The organism is Paraburkholderia sp. UCT2 (assembly GCF_014397665.1).
GTDB classification, from domain to species: domain Bacteria; phylum Pseudomonadota; class Gammaproteobacteria; order Burkholderiales; family Burkholderiaceae; genus Paraburkholderia; species Paraburkholderia tuberum.
The window spans coordinates 34,555-54,480 of sequence record NZ_VZQO01000014.1 but is presented as its reverse complement, the minus strand read 5'-3'; the positions used below and the strand labels follow the sequence as shown (position 1 = coordinate 54,480).

At 61.1% G+C, this 19,926-nt stretch carries 24 protein-coding genes and 1 tRNA gene; 8 read left to right on the top strand and 17 right to left on the bottom strand.

Going from position 1 to position 19,926, the window contains the following annotated elements:
• Positions 1-4 precede the first annotated feature (4 nt).
• Positions 5-2,113, bottom strand: coding sequence for a phage terminase large subunit family protein (locus F6X39_RS14010; protein WP_187617030.1), 2,109 nt, complete (start codon positions 2,111-2,113; stop codon positions 5-7).
• The gene (locus F6X39_RS14005; protein ID WP_222945211.1) at positions 2,046-2,459 is read right to left on the bottom strand and encodes a hypothetical protein; all 414 of its coding nucleotides are present in this window, start codon (positions 2,457-2,459) and stop codon (positions 2,046-2,048) included. Before F6X39_RS14005 ends, F6X39_RS14010 begins: the two co-directional genes overlap by 68 nt.
• Before the next feature lie 352 nt (positions 2,460-2,811).
• Between F6X39_RS14005 and F6X39_RS14000 the strand changes: the two genes are divergently transcribed.
• Positions 2,812-3,864, top strand: coding sequence for a DGQHR domain-containing protein (locus tag F6X39_RS14000; protein ID WP_187617027.1), 1,053 nt, complete (start codon positions 2,812-2,814; stop codon positions 3,862-3,864).
• A gap of 4 nt (positions 3,865-3,868) precedes the next feature.
• Complete coding sequence (locus tag F6X39_RS13995; protein WP_187617025.1) at positions 3,869-4,615, top strand: hypothetical protein; 747 nt, start codon at positions 3,869-3,871, stop codon at positions 4,613-4,615.
• A gap of 33 nt (positions 4,616-4,648) precedes the next feature.
• Here the strand turns inward: F6X39_RS13995 and F6X39_RS13990 are convergent, their stop codons facing one another.
• The 14 genes from F6X39_RS13990 to F6X39_RS13925 form a co-directional block, all read right to left on the bottom strand.
• Positions 4,649-5,350, bottom strand: coding sequence for a hypothetical protein (locus tag F6X39_RS13990; RefSeq protein ID WP_187617023.1), 702 nt, complete (start codon positions 5,348-5,350; stop codon positions 4,649-4,651).
• Between the two features lie 14 nt (positions 5,351-5,364).
• Entirely contained in the window at positions 5,365-5,931 is a 567-nt protein-coding gene (locus F6X39_RS13985) for an IbrB-like domain-containing protein (protein ID WP_187617021.1), read from the bottom strand.
• A complete protein-coding gene (locus F6X39_RS13980; protein WP_187617020.1) occupies positions 5,915-7,117 on the bottom strand; it encodes a phosphoadenosine phosphosulfate reductase family protein in 1,203 nt (400 codons plus the stop codon). The genes F6X39_RS13985 and F6X39_RS13980 overlap by 17 nt, the downstream gene beginning before the upstream one ends.
• The gene (locus tag F6X39_RS13975; protein ID WP_187617019.1) at positions 7,114-7,857 is read right to left on the bottom strand and encodes a cupin domain-containing protein; all 744 of its coding nucleotides are present in this window, start codon (positions 7,855-7,857) and stop codon (positions 7,114-7,116) included. The genes F6X39_RS13980 and F6X39_RS13975 overlap by 4 nt, the downstream gene beginning before the upstream one ends.
• Entirely contained in the window at positions 7,854-8,603 is a 750-nt protein-coding gene (locus F6X39_RS13970) for a ParB/Srx family N-terminal domain-containing protein (protein WP_184063991.1), read from the bottom strand. The genes F6X39_RS13975 and F6X39_RS13970 overlap by 4 nt, the downstream gene beginning before the upstream one ends.
• The gene (locus tag F6X39_RS13965) at positions 8,551-9,192 is read right to left on the bottom strand and encodes a hypothetical protein (RefSeq protein WP_184063989.1); all 642 of its coding nucleotides are present in this window, start codon (positions 9,190-9,192) and stop codon (positions 8,551-8,553) included. Before F6X39_RS13965 ends, F6X39_RS13970 begins: the two co-directional genes overlap by 53 nt.
• A gap of 204 nt (positions 9,193-9,396) precedes the next feature.
• On the bottom strand, positions 9,397-9,831 hold the full coding sequence (locus F6X39_RS13960; RefSeq protein ID WP_184060359.1) for an antirestriction protein: 435 nt from the start codon (positions 9,829-9,831) through the stop codon (positions 9,397-9,399).
• 1 nt (position 9,832) lies between these two features.
• Positions 9,833-10,468 carry a HigA family addiction module antitoxin gene (locus tag F6X39_RS37370; RefSeq protein WP_316251683.1) on the bottom strand — a complete coding sequence of 212 codons (636 nt, stop codon included), beginning with the start codon at positions 10,466-10,468 and terminating at the stop codon, positions 9,833-9,835.
• A 684-nt stretch (positions 10,469-11,152) separates the two neighbouring features.
• On the bottom strand, positions 11,153-11,380 hold the full coding sequence (locus F6X39_RS13950) for a hypothetical protein (RefSeq protein ID WP_184063986.1): 228 nt from the start codon (positions 11,378-11,380) through the stop codon (positions 11,153-11,155).
• On the bottom strand, positions 11,377-11,868 hold the full coding sequence (locus tag F6X39_RS13945) for a RusA family crossover junction endodeoxyribonuclease (RefSeq protein ID WP_187617018.1): 492 nt from the start codon (positions 11,866-11,868) through the stop codon (positions 11,377-11,379). Before F6X39_RS13945 ends, F6X39_RS13950 begins: the two co-directional genes overlap by 4 nt.
• Positions 11,865-12,401, bottom strand: a complete 537-nt coding sequence (locus F6X39_RS13940; protein ID WP_187617017.1) for a hypothetical protein — start codon at positions 12,399-12,401, stop codon at positions 11,865-11,867. The genes F6X39_RS13945 and F6X39_RS13940 overlap by 4 nt, the downstream gene beginning before the upstream one ends.
• Positions 12,402-12,462: 61 nt before the next feature.
• A complete protein-coding gene (locus F6X39_RS13935; protein ID WP_187617016.1) occupies positions 12,463-13,362 on the bottom strand; it encodes a hypothetical protein in 900 nt (299 codons plus the stop codon).
• Positions 13,363-13,409: 47 nt separating this feature from the next.
• Positions 13,410-13,607 carry a hypothetical protein gene (locus tag F6X39_RS13930; protein ID WP_187617014.1) on the bottom strand — a complete coding sequence of 66 codons (198 nt, stop codon included), beginning with the start codon at positions 13,605-13,607 and terminating at the stop codon, positions 13,410-13,412.
• A gap of 49 nt (positions 13,608-13,656) precedes the next feature.
• Entirely contained in the window at positions 13,657-14,508 is an 852-nt protein-coding gene (locus F6X39_RS13925; RefSeq protein ID WP_187617013.1) for a hypothetical protein, read from the bottom strand.
• Between the two features lie 455 nt (positions 14,509-14,963).
• On the opposite strand from F6X39_RS13925, the gene F6X39_RS13920 reads away from it, so the two are divergent.
• From F6X39_RS13920 to F6X39_RS13895, 6 genes are all read left to right on the top strand, one after another.
• The gene (locus F6X39_RS13920; RefSeq protein WP_187617011.1) at positions 14,964-15,155 is read left to right on the top strand and encodes a hypothetical protein; all 192 of its coding nucleotides are present in this window, start codon (positions 14,964-14,966) and stop codon (positions 15,153-15,155) included.
• Positions 15,152-15,373 carry a DNA-directed RNA polymerase subunit alpha C-terminal domain-containing protein gene (locus F6X39_RS13915; RefSeq protein ID WP_187617009.1) on the top strand — a complete coding sequence of 74 codons (222 nt, stop codon included), beginning with the start codon at positions 15,152-15,154 and terminating at the stop codon, positions 15,371-15,373. Before F6X39_RS13920 ends, F6X39_RS13915 begins: the two co-directional genes overlap by 4 nt.
• 4 nt (positions 15,374-15,377) lie before the next feature.
• Positions 15,378-16,286, top strand: coding sequence for a YqaJ viral recombinase family protein (locus F6X39_RS13910; protein ID WP_187617008.1), 909 nt, complete (start codon positions 15,378-15,380; stop codon positions 16,284-16,286).
• Positions 16,283-17,443, top strand: coding sequence for a RecT family recombinase (locus F6X39_RS13905; protein WP_187617007.1), 1,161 nt, complete (start codon positions 16,283-16,285; stop codon positions 17,441-17,443). The genes F6X39_RS13910 and F6X39_RS13905 overlap by 4 nt, the downstream gene beginning before the upstream one ends.
• Positions 17,440-17,946 (top strand): hypothetical protein, encoded by a 507-nt coding sequence (locus F6X39_RS13900; RefSeq protein ID WP_187612976.1) that lies wholly within the window; start codon positions 17,440-17,442, stop codon positions 17,944-17,946. Before F6X39_RS13905 ends, F6X39_RS13900 begins: the two co-directional genes overlap by 4 nt.
• 86 nt (positions 17,947-18,032) lie before the next feature.
• Positions 18,033-19,724: a recombinase family protein gene (locus F6X39_RS13895; protein ID WP_316251686.1), complete on the top strand. Its 1,692-nt coding sequence runs from the start codon at positions 18,033-18,035 to the stop codon at positions 19,722-19,724.
• Here the strand turns inward: F6X39_RS13895 and F6X39_RS13890 are convergent.
• Positions 19,681-19,757 (bottom strand) — tRNA-Met (locus F6X39_RS13890). The genes F6X39_RS13895 and F6X39_RS13890 overlap by 44 nt on opposite strands.
• Positions 19,758-19,926 lie beyond the last annotated feature (169 nt).

Below are 19,926 nucleotides of genomic sequence, written 5' to 3'. Positions count from 1 at the left end.
CGATTCAGGCAAGACGCTGAACGAGCGATGTCCGCATTCGGGCAGTGGCCGGATACGGGCGGTGCGGCGTCGGCGGCACGTCAGGCGGCGGGGTCCATGCCTGTACTGCGTCGGCGCGGCGGTTCAGTTGCAGGCCGAAGAACAGCAGACCGCACAGCGCGCCATACGCATACACCCGACAGTCAAGCGCCTCATTGGCGCGGCCCGGTGGCAGTTCCCACACCCGATAACGTCTGCCGCCCGACTCCTTGATCACGATGCGCTCAGCGGTCAGTTGCGCGTAATAGCCAATGTCACGGTCAGCGGGGAAATGCATGTAACCTGGTCCCGGCGTATCGAGCAGCAGCCGCTGCCGGATCGTGTCTTTCGCCGCGTTCACGCCGAGCAGGATCGGGCGATAGGTCTTCTTCGTGCGCGACGTGGGGCGCTTTGACGGCCACACCGGATTGCGCTCGCCGCCGCGTGCCGATTCGCCCTTGACCGCCCAGATACGGCGGCCGATTCGCGCCGCGCAGAACTGGTACACCGCCTGCGTGTGATGCCCGCCCGAATCGATGCACGCAGACATGATTTCAAAGGGACGACCGTCAGCGCGGTACCACAGGCGTTTTAGATACGTGTCGATGCGCGCCTGTGTGCGCGCGTCCGAAAACTCGCCCTCGATGATTTCGTAATCGATTGACCAGCTTTCCTCGTTGCGGCCCCAGCCGACGACTTCGAGCTCAACGCGGTAATCCTGCACGTCCACGCCGACAACCAGCACAGCGACACCATCGGGCACTTCCGCCGCCCATATCTCACCGCGAGCGACAACCGCCTCAGCGGAGAGCGACCGACCAGTGCGCGGACGGTATGGGAGTCCCATCTGTGTATTCCACCACGCCTGCAGCCGTTCCTCGTCGCCCTGTGCGTCGATCCAGCGCGCCGCGATATCGGCGGGTCGGTCGCGCGTCCACGGGCTCAGGAGTTTGGATGCCTGGAATCCGGCATGCGTGTTATCGACGCTCCACGCGCCGCAGGTCGGACACTTCGCGCGGTAGACGGCGTGACGTTCCGATGCCCACCAGTCCCACACCACGCTAGCGGGGTCAGCGCCGTCTCGCGCTTCGTCGCTGTTGCGCCACGCGCGGTCGTACGCGTCGAGCGGCACATGCCGTGCGCCGCAGCACTCGAATACCCGGGTCTGATGCCAGCGGACCGTCTGCAACGCGGTGAGCCGTTCGGACTCGGACCAGCCCGCGCCACACGACTCGCAGTACACGCGCGCGGTTTTCGTGCGATGGGCAGTCACGTTGCCCTTGTCGTCCTTGCGCTTCTCCCACTCGACATGGCGGAAAAATTCCAGGAACTGACGGTGCCCGCAATGCGGACAAGCCACGCTCGCGCGACGCTGGTCCGACTCGCCGTAACTGGCTTCGATGCGGCTTTCCTCGGTGACAGTCGGTGAACAGGTTCGCACGGACAGCCAGTTCGCGAACGTGGCGACGCGTTCCTCGGCGAGCGCGATAGGGTCGCCCTCGCGCGTGACCGGGTACTTGTCGATTTCGTCCGCGAGAACGAGCCGGATCGGGCGGCGCGCGAGGTTATCGGGACTGCCCGCGCCCGCGAGCGCGAGGAAGCCGCCCGGAAACGACTTGAACAGCAGCGTTTCCTCGGCGTTGCGCGTTTTGGTCGTGCCGACCCGTTCACGCAGTACGGGCGTGACCCGCACCAGTGGCGTAATGCGTTCCTTGCTGAACTGTTCGGCCGCGGCTTCCTTCGGTTCGAGCAGCAGCATCGGGCACGGATCGAGATGCGCAAAGTAGCCGAAGACGTTCTCGATCAGCGACGTCTTGAACAACTGCGTGTTCACCATCGCGGTGATGACATGCACGCCCGGCTCGGTCACTGCGAGCATTGGCCCGCGTGCTGCTTCGACGGTCCCGGTCGACCAGCGGCCCGACAGGCTGCCCGATTCCTTCGCGAGTCGCCGGTACTGGTCAGCCCACTGCGGAACGCTCAGACGTGGCGGCGGGGTCCACCCGCTGCGACCGACACGTCGAAGATCATCGGCCTTGTTCCGTGTCGAAGCGCGGTTCAGGCTCCCCGAGGTCGGCAAGCTGCTGATGGACATGCGCCGCCAGTGTGTTCGTTAGCCGGTCAATGTCGTCCAGACCGAAGGCCATTGCGATGAACGGCGCGACCTTCGCGGGCCACGCAAGCCACGCGTCGCGCTGCTCGCGGCACAGTTCGAACACGACGCCTCGCGCGATGGCCAGCTCAACCAGTGCGCCGGACTTATGCTCATATTCCAGACGGCGTAACAGCGCCGTCCAGTTCTCCTTCAGGCGCAGCGCTTCGCCGTAGGCGAGGCCCTTGGCACTTCCGGCTGACTGCAAAGTGTCCTTTGCGTTTTCCTTTGCGCTTTCGTCAGGCCGCTCGCTCGCGCGCCAGCGGGTACCGACGAGCGCCGCGTCCATCAGGCCGTCTGCGCGCTTCGCAAGCCGTCCCTGTTTCAGCGCCTGATGAACAAGCGTGTCCGAAACGTGCTCGCGCCGCGCGAACTCGCGGATTGAAATGCCGTCAGCCACGGTGCAAAGACTTTTTGAAACCTGTAGCTACGGAAAGAACGGGGTCGCGCAATTCCCCCCGTTTTTTTGGCCGTGCCCAGGACCCGCACGGCCCCGCGACTCCGTCGGCTAGGGCTGCCGGAATCGGACAAGTTGGCGAGGGATCGTGGGCACGCTTCTCCGTGGCGCGATTTCCAGTCGTTACTAGCGTTGCGCTTGAAGACCTGTAAAATAACCGCGCCCCTTCCACCGAATCGCACAAATGGCCGCCCGCAAACCGAAAGCCGTAAAAACTTTTCCTTGTATCCATGTGAAACAGGAAAAGCATTCGTTTTTTCTGACTAGGTTGGATGCGAAGACTGTCACGCAGCTTAGCTATGCTGCGGTCCGCGGCCAGTCGCTTGAGGAGGGCGCCGTTCAGCGGGTGCTCAACACCAGCCGGATCGTCAACATCAAGCGATTCGTTATGAATGGCGGAAATTTCCCGAACGCGTTCGTTCTAAACTGGGTTAATACCGACCAGCCCCTGGAGTTCACGTCTACCACCATTAATATTCCCATGGTAGCGCAGTCGGCACAGATTATTGACGGTCAGCATCGGATTGCGGGTATTCGCGAAGCTATCGAAGAAGACGATAAGTGGGGCAAGCTCGAGGTGCCAGTCGTTATCTATGCCGGACTAGGAACGCAGGAGTGCGCGGACATTTTTCTTTCGATCAACACCGAGCAGAAACCAGTCCCACGCAGCTTGGTCTTCGACCTGTACGGTGTGGCGAGTGCCGAAATCGTGGATCCGGCCGCTGAACGCGCGCGCGATATCGTCATCTTTCTGAACGAAGATGAGGACTCGCCGTACCGTGAGCAAATCAAACTGCCCGGAGCGCCCACCAGGCGAGGCGGAATCGCGCTATCAACTGCTGTATCAGCAATCAAGCCACTCGTCGAGGAAAGGGGTGACTTCGACCGCATCGGCGTCAAGGAATTGAACATGCAAAAACAGATCATCATGAATCTGTTCGTCGCCCTGTCGGAAAAATACGGGGCGAAATGGTGGGAAAGGGAGAACGCTTTTATGTACGCGGCGGGCTTTACCGGGGCGATAAACTTTTTGCAACTCAAGCTTTTCCCTTACTGCAATCAGCGTAGCTCGTTTTCCTCGAAGACGATCAGTGATTCGTTGACCATGCCGGAAAACAGGCTCATTGAACAGGCGGATCTGAAGAGTCTCGGCGGCAGCGAGGCGACCAAGCGTGTGTACGAGCGCCTGACTGAGCAATTCAGGCCGAAGGTCGAAGCCAAACAGTTCGAGATTTGATCGCATGCATCAGGCTTCGACGTATTTGAACGGCGAATTTGGCGTCGGGGCCTCCTTCACGCCATTCACGGCATCCCAAGCGCAGAGTCTTCGACAAGCCCTGCGGGACGACGCGCGTTCATATCTTTATTCGGGAGCAGTATCGTTAGCGGAAGCTGTGAACGGAGCAGACGGATACGCGTTTAGCTGGAGCACGGTCAAAGCTTACTACGCCACGTTCTACGCGCTGCGAGCGCTCTTGGCGATTGAAGGCTGGGCCATCCTCTATCGGGGAACCAAGCCGTTCGTGGCCGAGGCTCAGACCGGGAGCGTTGTCTCAAAGACGAAAGGCAATACCCACGAAGTAGTACTAGAACTGTTCGCCACGAAATTTCCTTCTCATCCTTTGCTGTCTCAGGAAATCGCGTCCGAGAATCCGTTAGAATGGATTAAGCATCGTCGAGAGGAGGCGAACTACACGCGTGCGCGCTTTGTAGATCCAGAGATTCCTCAGCACTTTAGGGAGATCAAGCGACTTGGCGTGAGAAGAGCCCTAGGAGCTTATGTACGCGATAGCTATTACGCATTCGACGCTGATCACGCCATACTGGCTTTTCCCCTTGCTACCTTGTACACCTCGCTGAACCGGCTTCAGGTCGTGACCGGGACTCATCTCATCCCGGATGACGTTCGCTTCATCTGCCATCTTTGCAGGGATAAGGACGGGCCTCTAACGCCTTTCTCGTCTATTTTTGGCCGTCAGTTACCATAACGTTGCGAGCTTCGACTACTGTCGCGCCTGCGATCATTGCCCACTCGCGACGGCACGCGCAAGTTCACGCCCGAACATGCGATCAACGTTCGCCGTCACAACCGCTTCTGCGCGCTCGCCAAATTCAAGCCGCTTCTTCGTCTCAACGGGCGCCCTAAACTCGACGAGCAAGCGAAGCCGGCCTGTCGTGTTCGCGTCTTTCGCCAGCCGCTTGTGTCTGCCCCTGAGCTTCCTGCGCTGCGCAACGTCCCCGGTTATGTCCGTCGCATGTTCGCGGAGAAATGGACGCTGCCATACACCGTACACGGTGCCGCGTTTCGTTCTGACGCTTCCCATGAACACGTCAGGCCGCCCCATGTACTTGCGGATCGCGTTGCGCGGCAGGTTGCCGTACTGGTTCGCCGATGCGCCGGCCGGAACGAGATTCGCAGGCTTCGCGCCAAGATACTGCACGCCGCCGAATTCATAGGGTGCAAGGTATCGAGCGGCCTTGTCGCGGATATAGACGCGTGCAACGGGCGTTCCCTTGCGCGCGGGCTGCACGGCCACCGAGTTGACCGTAAAGGGCGTCGGGTTGTCAAATACCTGCGGTAGTGCGTTCCTTTCGGCGTCGGCGGCGAGCTTCGCCAGTTCGGTCACAGTGTGTGCTTCGGCAAAGGGCAATTGCCGATAAGCCAGCGCTGAGAGCTTGCGCGACACGGCCTCAATGTTCGAGCGGATCGACAGTTCAAGCATCGATACACGCAGCGTCAGGACGGAATCCACGCGCGGCCGAACTCCGCTTTTGCGAGGCGCTTACCCACACGTTCAGGCATGCCGGAACGGTCTGCAAGTCTGTCTACTTCCTCCGGTTCCATGCCAAGGCCGCGCTCGATCTCCGGTACCGGTACGCCTGCCTCGATGATCGTGCGGACAATCCCGGCCATCGGCAAAACTGCGTGCGTGCCACGCGCGCGATTGTGACGGATAGTGGACATCATCCGGTGTACCGGATCGGCTTCAATCTCCGCAGCCGGGACGAAGCCGCCGTACCGCTCGCGGATACGAGCATCGTCCGACACCAGCCAGCGATGAAAGCCATCAATCAGCAGATAACCGCTGCCGTCCCTGAGCACAACCAGCGGCTGTGTGAAGCCGTCCTCTAGGATCGAGAGAACCAGCAGTTCAAGTTCGGGCGGCGCAACGCGGTTGGGGTTGTAGTCGTTCGCCCGCACGCAATCGCGATGTACCCACTTCACGCGTGAGACGGCAGCGCGTTCAATAGCGCCGCGCACGTCATCCGGTAGTGGGGAAGCTGACTCAATAGCGGGTGCCATCGTTGTCGTTTTCCATTGCAAGCAATTCTTCGAGCGTCACCCCCCGTCGCTTCTGCTCCGCTCCGGCAAGCGTGACCAGCCCACCAGCCTTGCGGTTCTTGAAGTCGCCCTTGAGCGCGATCTGTGCGAGCGCGCGCCACGATACGCCGCTCATTGGATCAGCTCTTGTGTCGTCAATCGGCCGCTTCGTCTTGCGTTGGTGCACTTCTATCGCGCGCTTGAGGGAGAGTGCCACGCGTGAGCGCCAGGGTTCATCGTACAGATTGATGATCCGCCAGGTCCATTCCCGCCATGTCAGTCCTACTGGCGGCTCGCGCAGGTGCGTACCGTAAAGCTCGGTCAGCGCGTAGCGCGCGGCTGTTGCGGCACCCGGTACGCGCGCCGTCATCCGGTGCCACAGGTCGGGATAGCAGATCGCCCAGGTGTGCAGCAGGTTGAGCGGTTCTTCGCCAAACGGCGGGCAGACGCGCTGTTGGGCATGCGCCAGTCCCATCGCTTCGAAGCGGTCATAGGTGTGGTTGTAGTCCCAGCCGAAGCACGACGGCGCGACCCATACGTCTTCGAATCGCCAGTCGTATATCGGATCGCACAACCACACGTTGCGCGCGTTAGGGCTCTGATGAATGTAGTTATCGACGCGCGAGCGCATGGTCATGCGCAACCGGCGCAACGACTCCTGAGTACGGATGCCGCGCAGCATGGCGACGGTCTGCGACTGGCCCGCGAATGGCAGGTGACTGCAATCGGGAATCATCATTCCGCGCGCGAAACCCGGCATCGTCGGCTCAGCGCAGGACGGCATGGGGCGTACCCATTTCTCCCGCTCGTCAGGATTCCAGCAGTACCAGTACGGCTGCTGCCGCGAACAGGCGTTGCGGTGTTTGACCGGCACGCAATACCACGTAAGCGCGATATCGGGCTGCGCGCGCACCCACTCCACATAGTCCTCGGTGTCGGGCGATATGCATTCCTCGTCATAGAAATGCACCTCGAGCGGCAGGCGTCCGGTCTCGCGAGCGACCGCGAGTGCGAGATGCAGCACGACCGTCGAGTCCTTGCCGCCCGAAAACGAGACGACGATCCGGTCGAATCTGCTGTAAAGATGCCGGAGTCTTTCGAGCGCTGCATCGTGGACGGTTTCGTCCACATAGTGCCGGTCCAGCGTCAGACGCGCCTTGCCGCTCATGAGCGTTCCAGTGTCGTATCGCCGGTCGTGCGGATCGCAGCAAGATTGCGGGCCGACACGCCATCCACGATAGTGCGGTTGATCATCGGGTGATCGTCGTCGGCCGGGCCGCAATCGGAATCCGGGTGATAGGCGAGCACGCGCATTTCGTCGCCCCGGTCGGTTGCGAAGTGGTGTCGGCCGTTCGCATGGATGCAGAAGATCATTCCCGCTTCGAGCGCGATGCGGGCATCCGCGCCCGCATTACGTGCGACGCACGTCCCGCGCCCTGAGAGAACGAGTCCAAGCCGGTCCGATGGATGCGTGTGTGCGGTCTGAAAAACGCCTGCGGGGAAGTACAGCAGGTTCAGACATGGATCGCCGCGGCGAACCGGCTGAACCAGCGTGGTATCACTGCACTGGTCGATATAGCGCAAGCGGCCCTTGTGCTCGACGGGCCCACCGATCATGAACAGGCCGCGCCAGCCAGCGCGCCGCATGATGACTCCGCGGCTGCTCCGTGCAGACAGCGTGAACCGGCCCGGGACGCAGAAGTACTGGCCGGCGTGCAGCATCCACGCATGGCCGTTGTGCTGCAGGCGCGCTGCCCCCTCATGCACGTAGCCGAAGTGAGTCGCCTGCGGCTCAGTCATAGCGAGGTCCTCTGTCCACGCCTGCAATGCGTCAGCCAGATAGCCATGCTGCCAGCCGTAAGCCGTGAAGGCGTGCGAGGGCGCGCCGATGTGAGCGGATCGATTCATTGGATACTTTGGCTTGCATCAAGCCATTCGCGCGCTATCAGCAGGAGCGCCGCGCCGCTGTCGGCGGCGCCGCGCGTTCGCGCGTGTGCAATGGCATCGAACAGAATCTGACGGTCGGCAACTCGGACCATGCAGGAAAAGACTGCGAGAGATGCAGCTGCATCGCTCACAGCAGAAAAACCATTCTGGCTGGCGGCAGCGTCGGCGGCTGCACTGACAGGAGCCCGGTCGTGTGTATTGGCGTTCGCGCTTGCGAAACCAAATTCCGTAGGGTCTGCGACTTCGGCAATCTGCGCGGCGTGATCGAGCCGGAGCCTGTCTGTATCGTCAGTCAGCCGCGCCAGATCAGCGTCAGAGAAACCTAGCAGATCGGGCTCGAAGCCCTCAACGGTGAGTGCCTGAAGCTCCTGCGCGAGCAGTTCCGTGTCCCATGAGGCGTTAAGTGCGAGCTTGTTGTCCGCAATCCGGTAGGCGCGCTTCTGGGCCTCACTCCATCCCCGCGCCACGATTACGGGCGCATCGTCCAGCCCGATCTGGCGCGCGGCGAGCAGACGTCCGTGTCCGGCGATGATTTCGCCGACTTCGTCTACAAGTACGGGAATCGTCCAGCCAAATTCACGCAGTGAGCCTGCAAGGCTCTCCACCTGCTCCGGTGGATGGCTACGCGCGTTGCGCGTCGCAAGCTGCAGCCGCTCAAGCGGCCAGCGCTCCACGCTGTCGGCAGGCCAGGGCGGTTGTTTCTTCATTCGTGACGTCTGATGCGGATTCGTCGCGTACGATCCCCGCTTCGCGCAGGAGCGCATCGATGCGCCCGAACGCTGCGTCGAACTCACCGCTTTTCTGCCGCGTGCCGCTCAGTGTTGCACCGAGAATCGCGGTATGTTCGGCAACGGTCTGCCGGTGCACGCCGCAGCGCTGCGCGAGGCTGACCTGTGTCTCGCCGGTATGGGTGAGGATGTTGGCGACCAGCGCGGAACGCAAACGGATATTCGGGACGTGCCCGATGAAGAGCGGCGCAGTGTGCGCGACGATCTGAGCGAGCGCGCCCGACCATTCGGGATTGGGATAGTGCCCCGCGCAGCAGGGACGATGGCACGCGCAGGTTATGTTTTGGGGTGCGTAGCTGACTACGAGCAGCGCGCGCTGCAAATCCGTCAATCGGTCCAGCCGGTAACGGATACGCGCGGCCTGCGCGGTGGCATCCGTGCCGGTCAGTACGTCATCGCCGGGAGCCGACTGGTGTAGCGCCTTGAGAGACGACGCGCCTCCACGCAGAACCGCGTGCGAAAGCGCGTCACGCAGCGCCGCTGCTGTGCCGCAATAGGTGTCTTTCATGGGGGGCGGTGCAGAAATCTGAACGCGCAAAACGAAAAAACCCGCTCGAGGCGGGTTCCGGGTGCAGTTCGGAGACTACTAATCTTTGCGTATATTCGACTGTTTTTGCCGGTTGTCAAGAAATTTCAATCCGACCCACCAGCGCGCTAGCGTCAGAAACGCTCAGGCCTGCGCTCGGCGGGCCTGGACTGGTGCGCCAGATCGCTAGTCGATAGCCCGCAAAATCAGCCCGCCCTCGGCGTGCTGTTTCGCGTACTCCCTCAGCGCGTAGTACTGCTCGACCTGCGGATCGTAGTTACCGCCCTGTTCATGAATCGTCCATATCAGCCGGTTCAGGACGAACAGGCTGATGGTGATTCCGGCTGCGTCCGCGCTCATGGTGCTATCGAACTGATTGCCCTCTATCCTCAGTGTCATCCGTTCCGGCGCGCGGGGTGCAAGATAGAAACTGCCGTTCGACAGTTCGTAAAAATTCCACGCCCCGTGCGCATACTCCGGCGAGAGCTTGGCCGCGCAGGAATACACCAGGTTCTCTGCAACCGGCCATAAAAATTTGCCCAGCATTTTCGGGAGAAACCTCAGGCGACGACTCTCAGGGACCAGCTTTGCAACGATTCCGGCCGGCTTTTTCCTCGCCATCTCACGCTCCCCTGGAAGCGACGACAGGAGTCTGCGCGACGCGCGCCAGGGGCACGATCGACGCGAGTACGCCGGAGAGCTCCTGAGTCTCCTGCGCGATTTCGTACGCAAGCTGGTAGCCCATCCAGGTCATCGGATCGTCGCCGAAGAACACAGCAAGGCGAACGGCCGTATCAGCCGTCAAACGGCGCTTGCCCTCGATGATCTCGCGGATACGGCGCGGCGCAACGCTGATCGCTTTCGCCAGCTTGACTTCAGTCACGCGCGCGTCGGCGATTCGCGCAGCGAGCGCCGCGCCAGCCGTCTGAGGAAGAGATTTTGCACCGCTGGACTGGCTCGACGCAGGCGGCGTCGGCGCTAACGTTGTCGAGGTTTTTTCGCCAGGCGTCGGCGCGACCTTCGCTGCGGGCGTCTTGACGGCGGGCGCGGCCTTCGTCGCGGGAGTCTTGGCGGCGGGCGTCGGCGCGACCTTCGTCGTCGGAGCTTTGGCAGCCGCCTTCGCCGCCACCGTCGTTTTTGCCTTCGGCTCAACCACACTCGCAGCCATCGTTTTCTTTGCCGGTGCCTTCGTTGCCGGTGCTTTCGTTGCCGGTGCTTTCGTTGCGGCGTGGTTCGTGGTGGTCTTCGTCGATTTCATCTGGAATCCTATCTAATAAGTGGGTAATTACAAACAACTGCATACCCACCTTAAGGCGACCGCGCAGGCCTGTCCAGAGGCAAACTTCGGCCAGACTCAGATTTCTTCCGAGGCGGCGAGGATGCCGCGTTGATGGGCGAGGATTGCAACCGGGGCGGCGAGGATTGACCGTCGCCGGGCGAGGATTGCACCTGACGCGGCGAGGATTTGGTGTCCGCCGGCAAGGTTTGATACGCGGCTGATCGCCCCTCGGTGGTCTGCTCCCGTATCCATTCGAGCGCGGCGCGGTGCGCTTCCCGATACGAGCGCGAAGGATGGTCGCCGCGCTCGATTCCCTGACGGTAGGCGCGGCCGATCCACGCCCTCAGATCGTTCGGCAGCGCGTACCAGTGTCTCCGGCAACCCCACGCATTGCGCGGGTTGATCTGCCTGCAACCGGGCCACGGACAACGGTGCATGGCTATGTCCTCTCAGCCCTGAACACTTCGCCAAACACGATACGCAGGTCCTCACCTTTGCATGGTCTGCGTCCGTACCACTTGACCGCACGTGCCGCGCATTCGTCAGCCCGCGCCTTCCATTCGCCGCCGCGCCGGATCGCTTCAGCGCGCACCTGATCGGCGAGGGTCACGCTTAGGAGCGGCGCGCATTCGGCGACCGGAAATCTGTGCATGGTTTTCCCACTCAGTGTGTCACCGCACCGGATTGCTGACGCGGGTCCGCTGGTTCCGCACCCACCAGCGCGGCGCGTGCAATCCGCGCGATATCGGGCAGCGTTAGCGCGCTCGTCGTGCCTTCCGCGAGGTCGGCAATCAGCGCGAGCGCTTCGCGCAAACGTGCAGCGTCGTGCAATGCGCGGTGGCGCATCTGGTCGGAACGGATCACTCTGACCTCTCTCTGTCGCAGGTTCATGGCATGGCCTCCATCGATAGCGCGTGCGCGAACGACAGCACGCACTGCTGTGCTGCAAGCGGTTCAACGACGACCTCGGTGCGCGGATTGGTGCGGTCGATACCGTGATAGACGTGTTTCTCGCGCACCTGCCTGTCGTTCCTGTAGACGCCGGCCTGTACCAACTCGCGCACACTTGCACCATTGGCCTTCACCCTTGCATAGCGGTTCTGCAGCACGTCGAGAATCACGGATTCATCGAGGTCCGGCCGTTCGGACGCGTAGAAGATCCGCAGCGTGACGCGCACCGGGCCGGTCAGTTGCACGCGGCACAGTGGGGGAATCTGCCGTAGCGCGTAGCGCTCATAGGCGCGCGCCTTGTCTGACTTGATCGACATCGGGCGCGAACGGATGCGGTTCGCGTCATCGCGATAGCGGCGCGAGACGATTTCGCGGCTGTTCGCTTTGCCGGCGGGCTCGCCCAGGATCGTGAAGGCAATCGCGTTCACACCGTGGCCTCATGCGGCACTTCGTCGTCTTCGCCCGGTACACGCGAGGGCAGCACGCTGCCGCGCAATTGGAACGCGGCATCGAAAACTGCGCGGTACTGCGCTCGTTTCTCTGCAGGCGCGTTGTCCAGATATGCGCGGCCCGCTGGCGACAGTACTGCATCAATCGAGATTCGCTTCGTTTCATAGGTGAGCGGTGCGCCGTTTTTTGCGCACCCGCGTAGCAACATCTCAAAGGCCCATTGCGGCGAGGGCCGGCGATTCGCGAGCGGCGCAAGAATTTCCCGCATGCGTGCGAGGCACGCTTCTACCTTCGCCGGGTCCGCCCGGTCGGGCTGCGGCAGACGTGGCGGACTGCTTGCTGCGGCTTGTCGGCGCGTGGCGCGGCAGAGTTCAAGGAATTCGGGCAGCGTCGGTGGATGCGGCACATCGCAGAGCGCGACAATGCCGGCCTGTAGCGCTTCGGCTGGCACACCCTGAAGCGTGTGCGTCCAGACGCGTTTCAGATCGTTGGTATCGACGCCGCGCCACATCGCCACGAAGCGCGCGCCATAGATCGCGTGCATCTGGCGAAACAGCCATTCGCCGCGGGTTTCAGGTTGATCGGTCGGGAACATCGCGCACGTCCTCAGGGGCAAGGTCGAACACGTTTGGCGGGCGCGACGCATCGCGCCCGGTTAGCGCCGCGATCATTTCGCGGTCGCCTGCCTCGCGCACATCGCGCGGGCTGAGCCGCGCGAACGGCGGTCCGGTTGCACCGTTAGCGCGAGGCAGCAGCCATTCGGCCTGGAAGCCGCCCCAGCCACGCGTGCAGCAGATTCGCAGTGCGTCGTTTAGCGACAAGGCAGCCGATTGCGCTTCCCGCAGAACGCCAGCAATGGCCGTTTCCGTGGGTTTCAGACGCTTGCCGCTGCGCAGGGTCAGCCAGTCGCTTGCGATCTGAGGTTCCACACCGAGCGACACAAGACGCGCGTGCGCGTCGAAGCGCGCTCCGCGCGCGGTTTTTGTCTTTGCATTTGATGAAGTAGAAGATGAAGATGAAGAGCCGTCACTTAAGGAGGGCTTTGGTGCGGGGTTTGGTGCGTCACCCTCAGCAGCACCAAAGCGCGAGGAATTGCCGCGAATGGTACGCACGTATTCATCCCTGACCATCCGCGAGGAATACCAGACTGGCCCGGTCTGTTCGCATACCAGAACGACAGGCGTTCCCTCCCTTCGTCCCGAACGGGGAACGTAGACATAAGGCTCGACAGGTTCACCCACGTCGCCGCCTTTCAGGATTCGCTTGTCGGCCAGCATACGCAGCGCGGCGAGCGTGCAATGTACCGCTTGGGCGATGTCCCTCAACGGCCAGCGAACCGTGCCGTAATCCTCCTGGTCGTGTAGCAGGCACAGCACGTCAATCCAGATTCCTTTTTCCGAGTGCGAGCAGCGGCGAAGTTTGCCGTTCGAAGTCCAGTCGCCCGGATAGAACTGGAACGAGGGACGTTTCATTGGTCCGCCTCAGTGTGTAAATGCTTTTGACCACTGCGAGCGGGCGCTTACGGTTGCCGATCCTGCAGCGCATCGCCGAGTGCCAGCAGAAACGCGCAGCCCGGTAAGCCAGAGCTATCAGCCAGCAACGCGCGGGCTCGCGCGTCCTGTTCGCGCAGCTCTGCCAGACGGCCACCAATGCAGCGTGTGACCGCTTCAGCGTCACGCAGTACGACGCGCGCCGCGCGCTCATAATCGGCCAGCATGAGTGCGCGTCTTGGGACGCGGAGAGCGAAACTTCCTTCGATTCTGGAATCAGTCATGATTTGCCCCTTCCAGCATTGCGCACAGAAACGCGGTCATTGCCGGCACGATGCGCCGCACCTCGGCCTGCATAGCGTCCGTCATCGCGTCATAGATCGCGATGGGATTCTTCGACAGATACCCGTCGCTTTCGAAGTCGCGCACGCGCCCCCATATCCAGAGCACGTCCTCGGGAATCCGGTTGATAGTCGCCGCGACGTCGTTGCGAATTTCGCGGACAAGCGCCGCTGTTGAGGGCTTCCCGGCGGGGTCGTGCAACGCTTCCTCGAACTGCGCTTCAGGAATCGCGGCCAGCTTCTGCCACTTCGAAGACTGATCGCGCGTCACGCCGAGATCGGCAAGCGTTTGCGGGCGGGAAGGTGTCGAATCGTGCGACACCTTGGGCGACGCGTTCGCCGGATTGACATTGCCTTTCGGCGTCGCCCGCATTTCCGCTTCGGCAAGTTCTTTCAGCAGCACGCCTGCGCGGCGTTCGGCGCGAAGGCGGATTGCGCACGCCTTGCGTTCGGCGTCGGTGTTCTTCGCCTGCCTTGCATAGACTTCGAGCGCGAGTGCCCTGTCGCGAAGGTCTTTCACTTCATCGACGCGATGGCATTCCGCAATGGCGGTACACATTGCGACGTAGCGTGCATCGAGCCGCGCCCCGGCGCGGGCGGTCATGTTCCGGCGCACGTCGATAACCGTATCGCGTGACGCGCTGGTCACCCTGGCTATCGCCGTGTTGGTCGCGGTCGGATCGGCTTCGATGGCCTTGCGGATCGCTTCGCGGTTGACCCTGTAGCTGCGCGGGTACGTCTTGCCGTCCGAGCCGGTAAGGCGCGCTCCCTGGTCGGCTGGATTCATCGCGTCATCCTACGGTGTCGTCACCCCGGGAAAATCGTCTATCGCGGTGAGCATGACGAATTCCTTTGCTGAATTCACGAACTAAAAATTAGGCGCAAAAAGGCACCCAGTCAATTACGTTGATTTGTATTAATCGTGCATGAAAGTGCATGGAAGTACACAGATGTTTTTTATAAAAAATCAAGGGGATAGGTGCATTCACTTAGCAAAACCGGATGTTTCAACCATTATCGTCAGATTATGTAAATTTATCCTCGACACCCGCTGCGCAAGCCGCTGATGGATATGAGAATAAAAATTAAACGACCGTTCTGGAAGCGGCAACTGATAATTTTTTATGCGGCAGTGTGCTTTATATTTTTCCTTGAACTTAACCCGGCTCGACGCCTATCTTTCGATCCATGTTTCTCGGCATGGAGTGAATTGTGTCAACTGGATTTATTGAGCACTGGTCAATGCCGCATGAAGAAGGTGGGGAAAACCACATTATCCGGTCGTCAGATAGCGAAGCGGCCTATGCGCATGCCTTGACTGTCCGCGATTCGATCTGCTCGGCCCGGCCGCCGGTCATCACCGGCCAGTATCGCGACATCGAAACGGGTCTATGGACGGTGTTCGTCCGCGTCCTGCCGGACCCGCAGCAATGAGCGCATACGACTTCTCGCTGCCTGCCCGACAGCCAATTGCGGAGCTTGGCCTGTCCGTGCGGATCGCCAACCAGCTTCGTGCGGCCGGTATCACGTCGATAGGCGAGTTGTGCGAGCGTCGTGCGCGCGACCTGTTGCTGATTACGCACGTTGGCCCGGATTCTGTGCAGGCCGTTGTGGACGCGCTGACGCAACGCGGTCTTTCACTCAGGGAATAGACCTATGAATGCAAGGGACGACTGGCTTGCGGAGCGCCGCAAGGGCATCGGCGGCAGCGACGCCGCCGCCGCTATCGGACAGTCGCGCTATCAGACAGCCTATGAGTTGTGGCTGGACAAGACCGGGCAGACAACAGGCGAGCGCGAAGACAACGAAACAACCCGCTTCGGCCGGGCGATGGAAGCCATCGCGGCCGATATGTTTGCGCATCGCACGGGTGTGCGTCTGCGCCGTCGCAATCAGATCATCCGACACCCGAAGTACCAGTTCATGGCTGCGTCCGTAGACCGGCTCGTTGAAGGTCGGCGCGAAGGCTTCGAAGCGAAGAACGTCAATGCGGATTTCTTCCGCTTCTCCGGCGAGTGGGGCGAACAGGGTTCGGATCAGGTTCCGGTCGAATACCTGTGCCAGTGCCATCACTATCTGACGGTACTGAACTACGACGCCTGGCACCTGGGCGCGGTTGTCGGTGGCAACCGTCTTGTCACCTACACGATAGAGCGCGACCCGGAATTTTCGGAACTGCTGATCGGCCAGGAAATGACGTTCTGGACGTTCGTGGAAACCGGCGAGCCGCCGCCTTTCGACTACTCGCACCGGCATGCGGTTGAAATCCTGAAGCATCTCTATCCCGGCACGACCGGCGAAACCATCGCGCTCGATGCGGCGCTGATGGACTGGCACAACGTACGCATCGAAGCCGATGAACAGGTGAAGTCGTATCAGGCCGTTAGCGACGGCGCACGCGCCCATATCCTGCATGCGATGCGGGAGGCCGCAATTGGCCGGCTTCCCAATGGTGGCGCGTACAAACGCAAGATCGTCCACCGTCCCGCGTACAGCGTTGAGGCGTGCAATTACACGACGCTGACCTACAGCAAACCGAAGGAAGGAAAGGAGATTGCCGAATGATCGCAACAGTGGAAGAGGAACCGCGCACCCTGAAACGGTTCGAATTGAACCCCGACATGCTTGGCTACATCGAGCGCTTCTCGAACCTGATGGCGACGGCTGGCGTCACCGTTCCCGAACCATATCGCGGTAAGCCGGGCAATTGCGCAGCCGTGACGATTCAGGCGCTGCAATGGGGTATGAATCCGTTCGCCGTCGCAGCGAAAACGCATTTCGTCAACAACCAGATCGGCTACGAGGCGCAACTCATCATCGCCGCCGTCAATACATCCGGCCTGCTGGTGGATCGCATCAACTGGGACTGGTTTGGCGATTGGGAAAAGATCGTCGGGCAGTTCGTTGAACGCGAGTCGAAGACGAAGAAAAACGAACACGGCGAGCCTGTCCGATACCGCGTGCCAGCATGGAATATCGAAGACGAAGCAGGCGTTGGCGTGCGTTGCTTTGCGACGCTCAGGGGCGAGCGCGAACCGCGCGTGCTGACGATCCTGATGAAGCAGGCGCGCGTGCGCAACTCGACGTTATGGGCGGATGACCCGAAGCAGCAGATTGCCTACCTGTCCGGTAAACGCTGGTCCCGGCTTCACGCGTCCGAAATTGTCTTTGGTGTCCGCACGCCCGACGAACTCGACGTGGTCGACAACGGCATGCGCGACATGGGGCCAGCCGAAGAAGTCAGACGGGAATCCGCGGCGCATGGATCGTCGCGCACAAGCAGCGTCAAGGAGCGCATCAAGAAGAACGCGACTACACGCAATGCAGCGCCGACGCTTGACGAGGTTCTGAAGGCCATTGCGGAAGCAACGAACACCGGCGAAATGACGGTGGCTGGCGAACTTGCAACGAAGTTGCGCACCGATCAGGAAAAGGAAATCGCGCGCACGGCATACAGCGACAAGCTGAGCGCCGAACGCGCAGCGGCGCACGCGCAAGCCGCGCAGGACGATCCTGCTGACGCAGGCTCGAAACGTGATCGCGGCGGCGAAGTGGCAGCAATGACGTTCGCCCAGGTCATGGACGCGCTGGAACAAGCGGAAACGCTCGACGCGCTCGATGTTGCCGCCGACCTGATACGCACCGTGCCGGACGAAGGCCAGCGCGAAGAGCTGGAAGAGTTCTATCTAGCGAAACGCCACAGGATGGAGAGTGAGCAATGATGCACTTTGAAAATCATCCTGTCAGGCTTGAACACATCAACACGCGCGTGGAATTTCACGGCGAAGAGGAAAGGCTTGCGCTCGACCTGACCATCAAGGCGGACCTGCCGAATACTGCGCTCGATGATATGTCGCCGACGCTGCGCGGTTCGCTATATGAGGCGGATCGGCAAGCCGATATCGTTGACCCGGACAGTACGCCGGTACTGCGAAACCCACAGCTTGGCACGCTGCATTGGGCGGGCAAATTCGCTGGCGTAAAGCTCGCGCTGCGTGACGAAGATCGCGACGGCCTGGGCGGTTTGCGCTTCGTGGACGCGCGCCTGGATCGCGTTCGTTTTCAGCCGAAGGACGGGGGCACCTGTTCGTTCGTGTGGCACATCCACATCTACCCGGACGATGAAGCGACGACAGCGCACACGGTCTATTTCCTCCGCCGGCTGCACACGCTTGGAACGATGAACGTGCCTGATCCGAACGGCATCGACGACGACCAGGAATGAACCGGCCAGCGCTCAGATTCGGAATGCGCTGAAAGCCTACAACGAATGTGGAGGCTAAAATTGTTGCGGGACAAGCATCCTGAAGCATGGCAAGCCCTGATAAATCTTCTCGCGCGCAGCGTAGCGCGCGACATGGTACGGGGTTCCCGAGCGGCGAACAACACGGAGAACGAATCGAAATGCGAGTGGCAATCTATGCCCGCTTCTCAACGGACAAACAGAAAGAAACATCGGTCACGGACCAAATAAACGTATGTGCGCGTCGCGTCGCGACGCTGGCTGAGTGCGAAATTGTTGCCCGTCATTCGGACGAAGGTATCTCAGGTGGGACGCGTGTCGAATCACGCCCTGGCGGCAAGCAGCTGATGGCCGACGCGATGGCGGGCCGGTTCGATGTACTGGTCGTCGAAGCGCTGGACCGCCTGTCGCGCGATCAGGTCGAGCAGGAAACAATTTTGCGTCGGCTTGAGTTTCGCGGTATCCGCGTGCTCGGCGTGTCCGATGGCTACGATTCGACATCAGGCAGCCGCAAGGTGCAGCGGACGGTTCGCGGCCTTGTCAACGAACTCTATATTGATGATCTTCGCTGCAAGACGCTGCGCGGGCAGACCGGCCAGGTTGATCGCGGGTTCGTCGCCGGTGGCAAAAGCTACGGCTACGACCTCGTTAAAGGCGAGCATGGCAGCGATTACCGCGTCAACGACGAACAGGCGAAGTGGGTGCGGTTCATCTTCGAGAAGTTCGCGGCGGGCTGGTCCACCTTCAGGATATGCGACGAACTCAACCGCCTCGGTGTGCCGTCGCCGCGCAACACAACCTGGATGCGTTCGGCGCTGTACGGCTCACCGCGCAAGGGTTCCGGCATTCTCAATAACTCGGCCTACATCGGTATCTATATCTGGAACCGCTCGCAGTGGATAAAGGACCCTGACACGGGCGCGCGCGTACGTCAGGACCGGCCGGAAAGCGAATGGAAAACCGAACGCCGCGACCACTACCGCATCGTCAGCGATGACCTCTGGCACTCAGTGCGCACGCGCATGGGCGCGGATCGCCTGAACGCCGGAACGTCGGGGGCTGGCCGTGCGCCGCGTAGCCTCTTCGGTGGATTGCTGCGCTGCCCTGAGTGCGGCGGGGCAATGGTGTCAATCAATCAGCGTTACTACGGTTGCGTGACCCGAAAGGAACGCGGCCTGCAAGCGTGTAGCGGAGTGAACATTTACCGCTCTGAAACCGACGAACGATTGCTCAATATTCTGCGCGATGAACTGCTGTCCGACGACGCCCAGGCGGGTATTGATTCGGCCGTGCGCCGATACTTCGCGAACGAACAGGACGATGCGGCCGGATCGGCCAGGGAGATTCGAGCGAAGGTAAGCACGCTCGACCGGCAGATTGAAAATCTGACGCAGGCGCTGGCAGAAATAGGCGTTTCAGTGGCCTTGATGGAACGGCTGAAAAAAGCGGAAGGCGAGCGTGAGGCGCTTACCCAGGCTTTGACGCGAACGAAGGTCAACAGCGAACAGTTCGCGGAAATTGCTCAACGCGCAAAGGCACGAACAACAGAACTCAGGGAAGCGTTATCGGGGGAATCCGTCGATGAAGCGCGGCAAATAATTGCGACGCTGATGGGACCGATAGAGATACAGAAGAGGGACGGTGGTTACTTCGCGTCCTATGAAGACGTTTCCGAACAGTTGCTCGTCTGTGCTGCCGGAAATCAGTCTCGAATTGTGGTTGCGGGGGTAGGATTTGAACCTACGACCTTCGGGTTATGAGCCCGACGAGCTGCCAGACTGCTCCACCCCGCGTCCGTCGAAGAAAAGATTATAGACTAGCCAGACGGCCAGCGCAATAGCCATGTAAGAATTGGCTTCATTGCGCTTCGCTCTGCCCGCGCGGCGTCGCCTATCGGAAAGGCTCTGGAAATCCGTGCGCGGACGCTGCGCTAGAATTCAGATTCTCCACGCGGCTCGCCGG

Excerpts from the sequence above, each read along its gene's own strand:
- F6X39_RS13935 (WP_187617016.1), bottom strand. The coding sequence starts at position 13,362 with ATGAAACGTCCCTCGTTCCAGTTCTATCCGGGCGACTGGACTTCGAAC.
- F6X39_RS37370 (WP_316251683.1), bottom strand. The coding sequence starts at position 10,468 with ATGAAATCGACGAAGACCACCACGAACCACGCCGCAACGAAAGCACCG.
- F6X39_RS13960 (WP_184060359.1), bottom strand. The coding sequence starts at position 9,831 with ATGGCGAGGAAAAAGCCGGCCGGAATCGTTGCAAAGCTGGTCCCTGAG.
- F6X39_RS14005 (WP_222945211.1), bottom strand. The coding sequence starts at position 2,459 with ATGGACGCGGCGCTCGTCGGTACCCGCTGGCGCGCGAGCGAGCGGCCT.
- F6X39_RS14010 (WP_187617030.1), bottom strand. The coding sequence starts at position 2,113 with ATGTCCATCAGCAGCTTGCCGACCTCGGGGAGCCTGAACCGCGCTTCG.
- F6X39_RS13895 (WP_316251686.1), top strand. The coding sequence starts at position 18,033 with ATGGCAAGCCCTGATAAATCTTCTCGCGCGCAGCGTAGCGCGCGACAT.
- F6X39_RS13930 (WP_187617014.1), bottom strand. The coding sequence starts at position 13,607 with ATGCTGGCCGATTATGAGCGCGCGGCGCGCGTCGTACTGCGTGACGCT.
- F6X39_RS13915 (WP_187617009.1), top strand. The coding sequence starts at position 15,152 with ATGAGCGCATACGACTTCTCGCTGCCTGCCCGACAGCCAATTGCGGAG.
- F6X39_RS13985 (WP_187617021.1), bottom strand. The coding sequence starts at position 5,931 with ATGGCACCCGCTATTGAGTCAGCTTCCCCACTACCGGATGACGTGCGC.
- F6X39_RS13975 (WP_187617019.1), bottom strand. The coding sequence starts at position 7,857 with ATGAATCGATCCGCTCACATCGGCGCGCCCTCGCACGCCTTCACGGCT.
- F6X39_RS13950 (WP_184063986.1), bottom strand. The coding sequence starts at position 11,380 with ATGAACCTGCGACAGAGAGAGGTCAGAGTGATCCGTTCCGACCAGATG.
- F6X39_RS13900 (WP_187612976.1), top strand. The coding sequence starts at position 17,440 with ATGATGCACTTTGAAAATCATCCTGTCAGGCTTGAACACATCAACACG.
- F6X39_RS13920 (WP_187617011.1), top strand. The coding sequence starts at position 14,964 with ATGCCGCATGAAGAAGGTGGGGAAAACCACATTATCCGGTCGTCAGAT.
- F6X39_RS13965 (WP_184063989.1), bottom strand. The coding sequence starts at position 9,192 with ATGAAAGACACCTATTGCGGCACAGCAGCGGCGCTGCGTGACGCGCTT.
- F6X39_RS13980 (WP_187617020.1), bottom strand. The coding sequence starts at position 7,117 with ATGAGCGGCAAGGCGCGTCTGACGCTGGACCGGCACTATGTGGACGAA.
- F6X39_RS14000 (WP_187617027.1), top strand. The coding sequence starts at position 2,812 with ATGGCCGCCCGCAAACCGAAAGCCGTAAAAACTTTTCCTTGTATCCAT.
- F6X39_RS13970 (WP_184063991.1), bottom strand. The coding sequence starts at position 8,603 with ATGAAGAAACAACCGCCCTGGCCTGCCGACAGCGTGGAGCGCTGGCCG.
- F6X39_RS13905 (WP_187617007.1), top strand. The coding sequence starts at position 16,283 with ATGATCGCAACAGTGGAAGAGGAACCGCGCACCCTGAAACGGTTCGAA.
- F6X39_RS13990 (WP_187617023.1), bottom strand. The coding sequence starts at position 5,350 with ATGCTTGAACTGTCGATCCGCTCGAACATTGAGGCCGTGTCGCGCAAG.
- F6X39_RS13925 (WP_187617013.1), bottom strand. The coding sequence starts at position 14,508 with ATGAATCCAGCCGACCAGGGAGCGCGCCTTACCGGCTCGGACGGCAAG.
- F6X39_RS13995 (WP_187617025.1), top strand. The coding sequence starts at position 3,869 with ATGCATCAGGCTTCGACGTATTTGAACGGCGAATTTGGCGTCGGGGCC.
- F6X39_RS13940 (WP_187617017.1), bottom strand. The coding sequence starts at position 12,401 with ATGTGGCGCGGCGTCGATACCAACGATCTGAAACGCGTCTGGACGCAC.
- F6X39_RS13910 (WP_187617008.1), top strand. The coding sequence starts at position 15,378 with ATGAATGCAAGGGACGACTGGCTTGCGGAGCGCCGCAAGGGCATCGGC.